At 69.6% G+C, this 12855-nt stretch carries 11 protein-coding genes; 9 read left to right on the top strand and 2 right to left on the bottom strand.

The window, feature by feature from the left end; translation table 11 throughout:
* Positions 1-84 precede the first annotated feature (84 nt).
* Positions 85-1371, top strand: a complete 1287-nt coding sequence (locus ABZX22_RS37450; protein ID WP_354919237.1) for an MFS transporter — start codon at positions 85-87, stop codon at positions 1369-1371.
* A gap of 5 nt (positions 1372-1376) precedes the next feature.
* Here ABZX22_RS37450 and ABZX22_RS37455 read toward each other — a convergent pair whose 3' ends face one another.
* Entirely contained in the window at positions 1377-2780 is a 1404-nt protein-coding gene (locus ABZX22_RS37455; RefSeq protein ID WP_354919240.1) for a CCA tRNA nucleotidyltransferase, read from the bottom strand.
* Positions 2781-2890: 110 nt separating this feature from the next.
* On the opposite strand from ABZX22_RS37455, the gene ABZX22_RS37460 reads away from it, so the two are divergent.
* The 8 genes from ABZX22_RS37460 (at position 2891) to trxA (ending at position 11734) form a co-directional block, all read left to right on the top strand.
* Positions 2891-3412: a hypothetical protein gene (locus ABZX22_RS37460; protein WP_354919243.1), complete on the top strand. Its 522-nt coding sequence runs from the start codon at positions 2891-2893 to the stop codon at positions 3410-3412.
* A 46-nt stretch (positions 3413-3458) separates the two neighbouring features.
* Positions 3459-5594, top strand: a complete 2136-nt coding sequence (locus ABZX22_RS37465; RefSeq protein WP_354919246.1) for a DUF6049 family protein — start codon at positions 3459-3461, stop codon at positions 5592-5594.
* Complete coding sequence (gene murJ, locus ABZX22_RS37470) at positions 5591-7201, top strand: murein biosynthesis integral membrane protein MurJ (protein WP_354919249.1); 1611 nt, start codon at positions 5591-5593, stop codon at positions 7199-7201. Before ABZX22_RS37465 ends, murJ begins: the two co-directional genes overlap by 4 nt.
* 221 nt (positions 7202-7422) lie before the next feature.
* Entirely contained in the window at positions 7423-8919 is a 1497-nt protein-coding gene (locus ABZX22_RS37475) for a protein kinase family protein (protein ID WP_354919252.1), read from the top strand.
* Between the two features lie 5 nt (positions 8920-8924).
* Complete coding sequence (sigM, locus tag ABZX22_RS37480; RefSeq protein WP_354919254.1) at positions 8925-9536, top strand: RNA polymerase sigma factor SigM; 612 nt, start codon at positions 8925-8927, stop codon at positions 9534-9536.
* The gene (locus ABZX22_RS37485; protein ID WP_354919257.1) at positions 9526-10356 is read left to right on the top strand and encodes a zf-HC2 domain-containing protein; all 831 of its coding nucleotides are present in this window, start codon (positions 9526-9528) and stop codon (positions 10354-10356) included. The genes sigM and ABZX22_RS37485 overlap by 11 nt, the downstream gene beginning before the upstream one ends.
* A 115-nt stretch (positions 10357-10471) precedes the next feature.
* Positions 10472-11404 carry a thioredoxin-disulfide reductase gene (gene trxB / locus ABZX22_RS37490; protein WP_354919259.1) on the top strand — a complete coding sequence of 311 codons (933 nt, stop codon included), beginning with the start codon at positions 10472-10474 and terminating at the stop codon, positions 11402-11404.
* Between the two features lie 15 nt (positions 11405-11419).
* Positions 11420-11734, top strand: coding sequence for a thioredoxin (gene trxA, locus ABZX22_RS37495; protein WP_312895737.1), 315 nt, complete (start codon positions 11420-11422; stop codon positions 11732-11734).
* Positions 11735-12020: 286 nt separating this feature from the next.
* Here the strand turns inward: trxA and ABZX22_RS37500 are convergent, their stop codons facing one another.
* Positions 12021-12638 (bottom strand): GNAT family N-acetyltransferase, encoded by a 618-nt coding sequence (locus ABZX22_RS37500; protein ID WP_354919262.1) that lies wholly within the window; start codon positions 12636-12638, stop codon positions 12021-12023.
* Positions 12639-12855: the final 217 nt, after the last annotated feature.

Here is a 12855-nt window from a genome sequence, read left to right on the forward strand (position 1 = left end):
GGAACACTTTTACCCACCTGTCACGTGACGTATCTCAGGGTCGACCCCGATGTCCGGACGTGGGGCGAAGGCTAGGCTTGCGTCGTGTCTTATGCCGCCGATCTCCAAACGGTCCTGAAGGGGCGCGACTTCAGGCGGTTGTTCTTCACCCGCCTGGTCTCGCAGTTCTCCGACGGGATCTTCCAGTTCGGCGTCGCGGGTTTCGCGTTCTTCAGCCCGGAGAAGCAGACCACCGCGCTCCAGGTGGCGATCGGCCTGGCCGTGCTGCTGCTGCCGTACAGCGTGCTCGGTCCGTTCGTGGGCGTCTTCATCGACCGCTGGTCGCGGCGGCAGATCCTGGTGGTCGCGCCGATCGTGCGCGGCGGGCTGCTGCTGGTCGCCGCGGCGTTCGTCGCCGCCGGCCTGCCCGACGAGTACTTCTACGCGGCGGCGCTCGGCGTGCTGGGCGTCAACCGGTTCTTCCTGGCCGCGCTGGGCGCCTCGCTGCCGCACGTGGTGCCGAGGGAGCAGCTGATGATGGCCAACGCCGTCACGCCCACCTCCGGCACTGTCGTCACCTTCGTCGGCGCGGGCTTCGGCATCGTGCTGCGCTGGGTGTTCGGGTCGGGCCCCGGCGGCACCGCGCTGCTGCTGGTCACCTCCGGCGTGGTGTTCGGGCTGAGCGCGCTCATCGCCCGCACCATGCACCGGTCCCTGCTCGGCCCCTCCTACGACCCGGACCGGCCGCAGGCGCGCGAGGCCCTGCGCAACGTGGTCAGCGGTCTCGTCGACGGCGCCAGGCACCTGATCCACCACCGCGCGGCCGCCGCCGCGATGGGCGCGATGGCCACCCACCGCTTCATGTACGGCATGGCGTCGGCGATGGGCATCATCCTCTACCGCTACTACTTCACCGACGGCGACGCCGACGCCGCCCTGTCGGGCATCAGCATCGTGCTGGTGACCTCGGGCTTCGGCTACTTCCTCGCGGTGGTCATCACGCCGTGGGCCACCGAGCGCATGCCCATCGAGCGCTGGGTGCCGACGATGCTGGTCACCGCGGGCGTGCTGAGCGCGATCCTGATCATCCCGTTCCAGCCGTGGGGCCTGTGGATCGGCGGCTTCGTGCTGGGGGTGACCGGGCAGAGCGTCAAGATCTGCGCCGACACCAGCGTCCAGCGCGACGTCGAGGACGCCTACCTGGGCCGGGCCTTCTCGATCTACGACATGCTGTTCAACGGCATGTACGTGCTGGCGGCGGCGCTGTCGGCGGCGATCCTGCCGGCGAACGGCAAGTCCTTCGCAGCCGTCGCGATCATTGCGGTCGGCTACGTGCTCGGCGCGGTGATCTACCGGATCGTCACGCCGACGCGCTCTCCCCAGACTCTGTAGATCCGCTAGAAGCCGTTCTCCCCCGCCCACTCCAGCAGCGCCTGCGTGGCGGCCTCCTTGCCGATGACGCCCTTGTCGAGGCGCAGCTCCAGCAGGAACTTGTAGGCCTTGCCCACGGCCGGGCCAGGGCCGACGCCGAGGACGCGCTGGATCTCGTTGCCGTCGAGCTCCGGCCTGATCTTCGCCAGCTCCTCTTCCTCCGCCAGCCGTTCGATGCGCTCCTCGAGCTGGTCGTAGGTGCGGGAGAGGACCTGCGCCTTGCGCTTGTTGCGCGTGGTGCAGTCGGCCCTGGTCAGCTTGTGGAGGCGCTCGAGCAGCGGGCCCGCGTCGCGCACGTAGCGGCGCACCGCGCTGTCGGTCCACTCGCCGGTGCCGTAGCCGTGGAAGCGCAGGTGCAGCTCCACCAGGCGGGAGACGTCGGCGACGACGTCCTTGGGGAACTTCAGCTCCGCCATCCGCTTCTTGGTCAGCTGCGCGCCCACCACCTCGTGGTGGTGGAAGGAGACCCGGCCGCCGGGCTCGTGACGGCGCGTCTTGGGCTTGCCCACGTCGTGCATGAGCGCCGACCAGCGCAGGATGCGGTCGGGCTTGCCGTCCTCCTCCTGGGCGATGGCCTGTTCGAGCACGATCAGCGTGTGCTCGTAGACGTCCTTGTGGCGGTGGTGCTCGTCGATCTCCAGGCGGAGCCTGGGCAGCTCGGGCAGCACGTGCGCGGCCAGCCCGGTCTCGACGAGCAGGCGCAGGCCCTCCCGGGGCATCGCGCCGCAGACCAGCTTGTCGAGCTCGTCGCGGATCCGCTCGGCCGAGACGATCTCGATGCGGTCGCTCATCGCGGCCATCGCGGCGACGGTCTCCGCCGCGACCGTGAAGCCGAGCTGGGCGGCGAAGCGGGCGGCGCGCAGCATGCGCAGCGGGTCGTCGCCGAAGGACTGCTCGGGCGTGCTGGGCGTGCGCAGCGTCCTGGCCGCCAGGTCGTCCCGCCCGCCGTAGGGGTCGACGAACTCGTGGCCCGGCAGCCGCACCGCCATCGCGTTGACGGCGAAGTCGCGGCGCTCCAGGTCGGCCTCGAGCGTCTCGCCGTACATGACCTCGGGCTTGCGCGACTTGGGGTCGTAGGACTCGCTGCGGTAGGTGGTGATCTCGAGCAGCCAGCCGCCCTTGCGCACGCCGATCGTGCCGAAGTCGATGCCGATCGTCCAGACCGAGTCGGCCCAGTCTCTGACGATCTCCAGGACCCGTTCGGGACGGGCGTCGGTCGTCAGGTCGAGGTCGTTGCCGATACGGCCCAGCAGGATGTCGCGCACGGAGCCGCCCACCAGGGCAAGCTCGTGCCCGCGAGCGGCGAAGAGCTCGCCGAGTTCGTTGGCGACGGGAGCGATTTTGCGGGAGATCTCTATTGAGTCGGACAAGCTGGGTAGGTCCTTCTATTGCGGAACATATCCCCCGAGCCACACCGGGTCCGGGTTACCGTCGGTCAGAGACCGTCGGGGGCCCATGGAACGAGGCAAGGAGCGTATATATGAAGGACGCCCTCGCGATCCACCGCTGGCTCCTCGCACACCAGGTCCATCATGAGATCGTACGCCTTCCGCGCCCCATGACGTGCGCCGAAGAGCTGCCCTCGGCGACCTCGTCCGCACCCGGGCGGTGCGTGGCGGTGACGGTGTTCGAGCGCCACTCGAGGCTGGGCCGCGAGGCGGTGGCCGTGGTCTCCACGGTCGCCGACCTGCCCACCGCCCACACGGTGGGGCTGCTGCTGGGTTCGACGAACGTCAGCCCGGCGCCGGCGTTCGCGATCAACGCGTCCACCGACTACGCGGCCGGACTGGTATGTCCGCTCCTGCTCCCTATCGAGCTGTTTGTCCTTGTGGACGAGCGGATCCCCGCCGACGGCGGCCTCGTCTTCACGCCGACGGGCGAGCGCCACACCGCACTGCGGTTGCACGCCCTCGACCTCCTGCGACTCGTCCGCGGCAAGACCGTGGACCTCGGCCTGATCCGTCCCAGGGGAACCCGTGAGGCGGTCGCGCTCCGGCACTGAGCCCGTACCATGGCGGCGTGCGTCGAACTCCTCCACGGGCAGAAGCGTGATCCGTAAGACCACGCTGCTCCCGGTCCTCATCGCGGCGTTGCTCTCCGCCTTCGTCGTGACGCCGGCCGGTACGGCTGCCGCCGCCACCGTCACGGCGCAGCAGGTCAGGGTGACGATCGAGTCGATCACGCCGGACGTGCCGCGCAAGCCCGCCGACGAGATCAAGGTCATCGGCAAGCTGACCAACACCGGCACGACACCGCTGGCCGCCCCGATGATGCGGCTGCGCCCTGCCCGGCAGCCGTTCTCGAGCAGAGCCGCCATGGAGGAGTACCTGGCGGGCGGCTTCGTCTCCGACTACGGCGCGGCCCACTCCGTGATCACCCTGCCCGCCATCGCGCCCGGCGGCACGGCCGCGTTCGAGCTGAAGACCACGCCCATGGCGCTGACCCTGTCCAGGTTCGGCGTCTACCCGCTGGGCGTCGAGCTGCTGAACGCCGGGCTGCCCGTCACGACCGTCCGCACGTTCCTGACGTACGCGCCGCCGAACGCCAAGCCGCCGAAGAACAGGATCGCCTTCGCGCTGCCGATCATCGACCAGCCGCGCCGCGGTCCCGACGACGTCTTCATCGACGACAACCTGCGCACCTCGCTGCTCGGCAGCGGCCGTCTCGCCGACCTGCTGCGCATCGCGAAGTCCCAGCCGAAGAACGTCACCTGGTTCGTCGACCCGGCCCTGCTCGACGACGTCCAGGCGATGTCGGCCGGCGAGCAGTACAAGGTGCGCCCCAAGGCGGGCGGCGAGATCAAACGGCCGCGCGACACGGCGGCGGCCCAGTGGCTCGACGAGCTGCGGGCGGCTCTCGCCACGCAGAACGTGGTGGCCACGCCGTACGCGGACCCCGACGTCACGGCGCTGGCGCACCAGGGGCTCGACGAGGAGACCGCGAAGGCCATCACGATCAGCGGCGCGAAGGCCAGGACGCTGCTCAAGCGGGACGTGCCCACCGCGACCGCGTGGCCGCCGGCGGGCAAGATCGACGATGACGCGCTCGACCTGCTGACCGTCGGCGGCGTCACCACGGTCCTGCTGGACGCCGACAACCTGACCACGAGCGCGCGGCCGAACCCGACGGCCGACGCGGCCCTGACCGTGCCCCCCGCGGTCACGCCCGACGCCGCGACGACGATCGACAGCGTCTCGGGCCCCGTCAGGGCGCTGGTCGCCGACCCGGGGCTGAGCCGCACGCTGGAGCTCCAGAAGGGCGTGCCGGGCTCGTCGACCCTGCAGAAGCAGCGGTTCGTGGCGGAGACCGCGATGATCGCCGGCGAGCAGGGCGTCACCGCGCCCCGGTCGCTCGTCGTGGCGCCCCCCCGCCGCTGGAACCCCAACCCGACCCACGTGACCAACCTGCTGAAGACGGCCGCGGGCCTGCCGTGGCTCACCGGCGTGCCGCTCACCTCGATCAAGCAGACCAAGGCGTCCGCCCCGCGCGCGGGGCTGACCTACACCGACGCCGACCGCAAGGCCGAGCTGAGCAGGAAGTACCTCGAGTCGGTGAGGCGGGTCGCGGGCAAGGCCGCGCTCACCTCCGGCATCACCTCCGGGCACGCGCCGTCCGCCTTCGACACGGCGGTGCTGCGGCTGACCTCCTCGGCCTGGCGGGTCAAGTCCGGCATCGGCGCCAGGGAGGCCAGGCAGGTCGAGGCCAAGGTGGGCGAGAGCCTCGCGAAGGTCTACATCACCGGCTCGGCGCAGGGCAGGACGCGCTCACTGGCCGGCCAGGAGGGCCAGATCCCCGTCAGCGTGAAGAACGGGCGCGACGAACCGGTCTCCCTGACCGTGCAGGTCACCTCCGACTCCACCGACCTGCTGGAGATCGTCAGCGACGGCAAGCCTCAGCGGCTCGACATCGGCCCGGGGCAGAGCGGCACGATCCAGGTGAAGATGCGGGTCAAGGTGAGCGGCGACTCGCTCGTCACCATCCAGCTGCGCACTCTGGACGGCAAGGCCTACCAGAAGCCCGCCAAGCTGACGATCAGGACGACGGGCTACACCCAGATCGCGCTGGTCATCGTCGGCGGGGCGCTGTCGGTGATGCTGGCGGCCGTGGTGATGCGAGTGCTCAGGCGCAGGTCGGAGCGGCGCGTGGCGAAGACGGCGAAATCTAGGGAGAGCGAGCGCGTATGAGCCGCATGCTGCGAGCCAGCGCCATCATGGCCGCGGGCACGCTGGTGTCCAGGGTCACCGGTTTCGTCCGCACGATCATCCTGGCCGCGGCGATCGGCACGGGCCTCATGGGCGACGCCTACCAGGCCGCCTACACGATCCCCTACAGCATCCTCGACCTGCTCATCCTCGGTGTGCTGAGCAGTGTGGTCGTGCCGATGATCGTGCGCGCCCAGCGGGAGGACCCAGACGGCGGCAGGGCCTATGAGCAGCGGCTGCTCACGCTGGCGACGCTCGCGCTCACGGTCGTCGCCGTGCTGGCCGTCCTGGCCGCCCCGCTGCTGATCGACCTGTACACCGACTGGCGGGCGGGCTCGCGGGAGTTCGCGGTCGCGGTCTCGCTGGCCAGGTACATCCTGCCGCAGCTGGCCTTCTTCGGCGTCGGGGCCGTCGCCGGCGCCATCCTGAACACCAGGGACAGGTTCGCCGCGCCGATGTGGGCGCCCGTCCTGAACAACGTGGTCGTCATCGGCGTCCTGCTGGCCTACATCGCCGTCAGCACGGCCAGGGGCGACATCTCGAAGGTCACCGAGGGCGATCTGGCGCTGCTCGGGCTCGGCACCACCGCGGGCATCGTGGCCCAGGCCCTCGTGCTGATCGTCTCGCTCAGGCGGGCCGGTTTCTCCTTCCGCCCCCGCTTCGACGTCCGCAACGCCAGGCTCGGCGAGATGGGCAGGGCGGGCGTCTGGACCATCGGCTACGTCGTGGTGACCCAGCTCGGCCTGATCCTCACGACCAACCTGGCCACCGCGGCCAGCACGGTGGTCCCCGGCCACGGCATCGCCGCCTACAACTTCGCCTTCCAGCTCTTCCAGCTGCCCTACGGCATCATCGGCGTCTCCGTCATCACCGCCATGCTGCCGAGGATGAGCAGGTCGGCGGGCGAGGGCAGACTCGACGAGCTGCGCTCCGAGTTCGCCTCCGGAGTACGGCTGGTCGGCTCGGTCATGGTGCCGATCTCGCTGCTGCTCATGGTGCTCGGCCCCGCGATGACGGTGCTGATCTTCGGCCACGGCGACACCTCCTCGGAGAGCGCCGTCTACATCGGCAACGTGTTGCAGGTCTTCGGCCTGGCGCTGGTGCCGTTCTCGATCTTCCAGCTCCTGCTGCGGGTGTTCTACAGCTTCGGCGACACGCGGACGCCGGTTTTCGTGGGCGCGGGCACCACCGCGGTCAACGCGGTGCTCATGCTCGTGGCCTCCTTCACGCTCCCCGCGGAGTACGTCGTCATGGGGCTGGCCTTCGCCTACACCGTGGCGTACACGGTCGGCGCGACGGTGGCGTGGATGATGGCCAGCCGGCGCGTGGGCGGTCTGGGCGGCTGGACCGTCGGCTCGGCGCTGACCAGGATGTACGTCGCCGCCATGCCCACGGCCGTGCTCGCGCTCGCCGCCGTCTGGGGCGTCCAGCAGGCCTTCGGCATCCTGGGTACGGTCAACGCGCTGATCATTCTGGGCGTCGGCGGCGGCCTCGGCGGTGCCCTGTATCTGGTCGTCGCGCACAAGATGCGTATCCCGGAGGTCAACTCGATCGTTGGAATGGTCGCGGGGCGGGTAGGCCGGTACTGATGAGAAACGTGGCTATCAGACTGCCGCGTTCCCATGTCGCAGCTGAGCGCCCGTATCGGCAGTCCAGCGGCCACGTTTCTCATTAGTAAGAAGCGCGGGAGGAACTGGCGCGGCACTACCATGGTGCCCGACACGCGGCAAAACGGAAGCAGGAGGGGCGTGGGCGGATCCACCCGGCATCGCGTGCCTGCGTGGAGGGGCGTCACGCAGGTGATCGAGTCATGAGCGGCGCCTCAACGGTTGAGCCAGGAACGCGCCTCGCGGAGCGCTTCCGTCTGGAGGACCGTGTCAGCGAGTCGGAGGGGGCCACCCTCTGGAAGGCCATCGACGAGATCCTCGCGCGCCCTGTCGCGGTGCACACCTTCGATCCCGACTTCCCGCGCGTCACCGAGGTGGTGACCGCCGCCCGCGCCGCGAGCAGGCTCACCGACCCCCGGCTGACCCAGGTGTTCGACGCCGCCGAGGACGGCGATCTGGCCTACGTGGTGAGCGAGTGGGTCACCGGCGACTCGCTGTCCGACCTGCTGGCCGGCGGCCCGATGGAGCCCGAGCGCGCCGCCGCCCTGGTCGCCGAGGCGGCCGAGGCGCTGGCCCACGCGCACGAGCACGACCTCCACCACCTGTGCCTGCACCCCGGCAAGCTCGTCTGGACCACCGGCAACACGGTCAAGGTGCTCGGTGTCGCCGTCGACGCGGCCCTCGCCGGGCTCACCACCGACGATCCCGCGCGCGACGACGCCGAGGGGCTCGGTCGCCTGCTCTACGCCGGCCTGACCGGGCACTGGCCGGGCGACGAGGAGGAGGGCGGGCTGCCCGCCGCCCCCATGACCGACGGCCACTTCTGCACCCCGCGGCAGGTGACCGCGGGCGTGCCCGGCTACCTCGACACCATCACGTGCCGGGCCGTGCTGCCCGAGTCGCGCAGGGGGCAGAGCGCGCTGGCCACTCCCGCGGAGATGGCCGAGGCGCTGGCCGACGTCGCCAGACCGCTGCCGATCCCCTTCACGCCGGCTCCCCCGCCACCGCCGCCGCCCGCCCCCACCGTGGCCTCCCGCTCCGAGGGGATGGAGATCCGGCAGCAGCTCTACGTGCCCGCGCCGCCGAAGCAGCCGAGCACCCTCAACCGGGCGCTGATGACGTTCCTCGTGCTGCTGGTGATCGCCGCCGTGGGCGTCGGCGCGTGGACGCTCGGCCGCAAGCTCGGCAACCCGGGACAGCAGCCGCCGGTCGCCGAGAGCTCGCCGCCGCCCTCACCGACGGCGGAGCCGCAGATCGTCAAGCCGTCCACCGCCACCGGCTTCGACCCGCTGGGCGACGACCGCGCCGAGCATCCCGAACTCGCCAAGGACGCCATCGACGGCAAGCCCGACACCTTCTGGAACACCACGAAGTACGTCAGCGCCACGCTGGGTAACCTGAAGCCGGGCGTGGGCCTCATGCTCGACATGGGGAAGCCGACGAAGATCGCTGATGTGATCGCGACGCTGTCCGACAGCCCCGGCGCCACCGTCGAGCTGAAGGTCGGCAACTCCGCCGATCTCAGCTCGCTGAAGACGGTGGCCAAGCAGAAGGACGCCTCGGGCAAGGTCACGCTGACGCCGGGGGAAGCCGCAACCGGTCAGTATGTTTTGATCTGGTTTACGCGTCTTCCCGCGGAGGACGGGGCGTTTCGTGGCACCATCTATGACGTAGTGGTGTATTCCCCCGGAACGGCATAAACCTTGTGAATTCCCCACCCGAGCCACCCTCTGACGCCGAGCTGCTCACCCGGCACCTCGACGGGGATCAGCATGCGTTCAGTGAGATCGTCAAAAGGCACCGAGACCGCATGTGGGCGGTCGCCCTGCGCACGCTCGGCGACCCCGACGAGGCGGCTGACGCCGTACAGGACGCGTTCGTCTCCGCCTACCGGAAGGCGCACAGCTTCCGCGGCGAGGCGGCCGTCACCACCTGGCTGCACCGCATCGTGGTCAACGCCTGCCTCGACAGGATGCGCCGCAAATCCGTCCGGCCCGTCGCCGACGACGAGCTGATCGAGGCGGCCGAGCGCGACACCCCGATGCCCGACCAGACCGGCGAGCGCGAGGTCTCCATGGAGGTTTCGGCCGCGCTCAAACTCCTTCCCGCCGACCAGCGGGCCGCGCTCGTCCTCGTCGACATGATGGGCTACTCCGTCGAAGACGCAGCTCAGGTGCTGTCCGTGCCGAGCGGGACGGTGAAGAGCCGATGCGCCCGCGGTCGCGCGAAACTTGCCCCAATTCTTTCGCATCTACGGAACCGAACCGACCTCACTCGCGTCTCATCCGCGAAGGGAGCAGAACTTCGTGACGGGTGATACGCACTACGATCTGGAGATCTTGGCCGAGCTGGCCGAGGGTCTCCTGGACGCTGCCACAGCCGAACAGGTACGCGAACATCTCGCGGTTTGCGACCCCTGCGGGGAGCTCCTGGCCGATCTGGCGGCGGTTCGCGAGGTGCTCGCGGCGACTCCCACCCCGGCCATGCCGATGGGCGTCGCGATGCGAATCGACCAGGCTCTTGCTCGTGAGGCTTCCGGGGGGCGTGTCGGCCTCGTGGAAAGTCCCGACTGGGATGAGCTGACCCGACAGGCACCGCCCGAGCCGGTACGGCTGGGCGTCGTCGCCGACGACGGCAGCATCGTCCCAGCGCGATCCCGACGCTCCGCACGCCGGCGCAGATGGGCCATGCCCGCTGTCGCGGCGGCCGCGGCGGCGGTCGTGGTCGGCACGGCGGCGGTCGGAACGACCATCCTGGCGGGCGGCGGCGACGCCCCTGTGGCGAAGCAGACCATGGCCCAGCCACAGCCGTCCGAGACGAGCCTCGGCTACGTCGTGACGGACACCGACTACAACTGGAGCTCGCAGGACCTGCGCCAGCCGCTGCAGGTCTTCTTCGGCCCCGCGCCCGCCTCCAAGGGCGGCGGCGTCGACGCCAGGGTGACCGCCTGCGTCACCAAGGTGTCCAACCGGAGCAGGCTCAAGCCCTTCATGGTCGACCAGAGCGAGTTCAACGGCCAAGAGGCCCTGATCGTCGCCTCCTGGAAGGACAAGGTCGCCCAGCGCGTCCGAGTCGACGTCGTCGACCCGTTCACGTGCAAGAACATCGTCAAACCCACACTGGGCAGCTGGAACTAGCGCCAAGCAGAAGGGCCCGCCACGGCGGGCCCTTCCTCTTTGTGGGCAGGCGGGAATCAGCGGCGCCTAGGATCTGTTGACGCCACTGGCAAACAGAGAAGGAAGGCGTGGAGCGTTGAGCGACGTCCGGAATGTGATCATCATCGGTTCGGGGCCCGCAGGGTATACCGCGGCCGTCTACTCCGCACGCGCCGAACTCAAGCCTCTGGTCTTCGAAGGCTCCGTGACCGCGGGCGGCGCGCTCATGAACACCACCGACGTGGAGAACTTCCCCGGGTTCCCCGACGGCATCATGGGCCCCGACCTGATGGACAACCTGCGCAAGCAGGCCGAGCGCTTCGGCGCCGAACTGGTCGCCGACGACGTGGTCGAGGTCGACCTGGAGGCCAACCCCAAGGTCGTCAAGACCCACACCGACACCTACTACGCCAAGTCGGTCATCCTGTCGATGGGCTCCGGCTACCGCGAGCTGGGCCTGCAGAACGAGAAGCGGCTGTCCGGCCACGGCGTGTCCTGGTGCGCCACCTGTGACGGGTTCTTCTTCCGCAACAAGGACATCGTGGTCGTCGGAGGCGGCGACACCGCCATGGAGGAGGCCATCTTCCTCACCCGCTTCGCGCGCATGGTGACCGTCGTCCACCGCCGCGACGAGCTGCGCGCCAGCAAGATCATGCAGGAGCGCGCCTTCGCCAACGAGAAGATCCGCTTCGTCTGGGACTCCGAGGTCACCGACGTGCTCGGCGACGACAAGGTGACCGCGGTCACGCTGCGCAACATCAAGACGGGCGAGGAATGCGAGCTGGCCACCGACGGCCTGTTCATCGCGATCGGCCACGACCCGCGCACCGACCTGGTCAAGGGGCAGATCGAGCTCGACGACGAGGGATACGTCAAGGTGGCCTCGCCGTCCACCGAGACCAACATCCCCGGCGTGTTCGCCGCCGGCGACGTGGTCGACCACACCTACCGGCAGGCCATCACGGCGGCGGGCACCGGCTGCTCGGCGTCGCTCGACTCAGAGCGCTGGCTCGCAAGCAACGAGAACTAAACGAAGGAGCCCACTGTGAAGGCAGTCACCGACGCCTCGTTCGAGGCGGACGTCCTCAAGAACGACAAGCCCGTCCTTGTCGACTTCTGGGCGGAGTGGTGCGGCCCGTGCCGCCAGGTCGCGCCGATCCTCGAGGAGATCTCGAAGGAGTACGGGGACAAGCTGGAGATCGTCAAGCTGAACATCGACGAGAACCCGAACGTGCCTCGCGACTACGGTGTGCTCCAGATCCCGACCATGAACGTCTACAAGGGCGGAGAGGTCGTCAAGCAGATCATCGGCGCCAAGCCGAAGGCCATGCTGCTGCGCGAGCTCGACGGCATCATCTAGCCGTACTCGTCACCGAGCCCCGGGAGTCGACCGACCCCCGGGGCTCGGTCGTTGTCGGGGGCGTCGTCCCACACGCCCCGCGCCCGCCCGCGCGCGGGCATTCCGTGCGTGCGGCTTTCGGGAACCCCAGCCACACCGCGATCACGGCCGCACACCACCCCGCGACCCCGGGTCTGGGAACCGTGGTGGCCGTGGCCCAAGCCGTCGGTCGCGCGCGCCCCCGCCGGTTCCGGGCGGTGAAGGGCGCGACCAAGACCATCGCCGTGCGAGCGGCCCCAGAAGCGCGTCAGACGGGACGGAGGGCGCGCTCCGGGGTCATGGAGCCCAGAAGGCGTTCCAGGGCCACCTCGACGTCCTCACGCCACGAGATGGCCGTCTTCAGTTCCAGCCTCAGCCGCGGGAACCGCAGATGCGGGCGAACCGTCTTGAACCCCACCGACAACAGGTACTCGGCGGGCACCACGCAGCTCGGCTCCTCCCACTTCAGGTCGCCGAACGCCTCGATCGCCCGCACCCCGCGCCGCGTCAGGTCCTTCGCCACTCCCTGGATGAGCATGCGCCCCAGCCCGCCGCCCGAGAACTCGGGGATGATGTGGGCGGTCATCAGCAGGACGGCGTCCGCACTGACCGGCGAGGTCGGGAACGCCACCGACCGCGGGCTGTAGAGCGGCGGGCTGTACAGGACGAACCCGGCGGGCACCCCGTCGACATAGACGATCTTTCCGCAGCTGCCCCATTCGAGGAGCGTCGCCGAGATCCAGGCCTCCTTCTCCAGGCCCGGGTCGCCCGTCTTCACCGCCCGCTCCCCGCTGACGGGGTCGAGTTCCCAGAAGACGCACTGCCGGCACCGGCGCGGCAGATCATCCAGGTTGTCCAGGGTGACATTGGCCAGCCGACGCGACAACTCTGCCCCAATCGTTGCTTGGCGGAAAAGCGCGCGATTACCGCGTCCTCAGCTGGCATCGTAGCTCAGAGGCGCATTCGCCCGAGGACTCTCCCGGTCGAGGGCGAGTCACGGCTTTGACGTACTCTGGTCTCTCGGCCCCCATTTGACACCTAGGAGGTGGACCGTGACGGAAGAAGAGACGGATCACGGTCGGACGCCCGTGACCCAAGGGTCG

The sequence above is a fragment of the Nonomuraea sp. NPDC003804 genome (assembly GCF_040610675.1).
Classification (GTDB): Bacteria; Actinomycetota; Actinomycetes; order Streptosporangiales; family Streptosporangiaceae; genus Nonomuraea.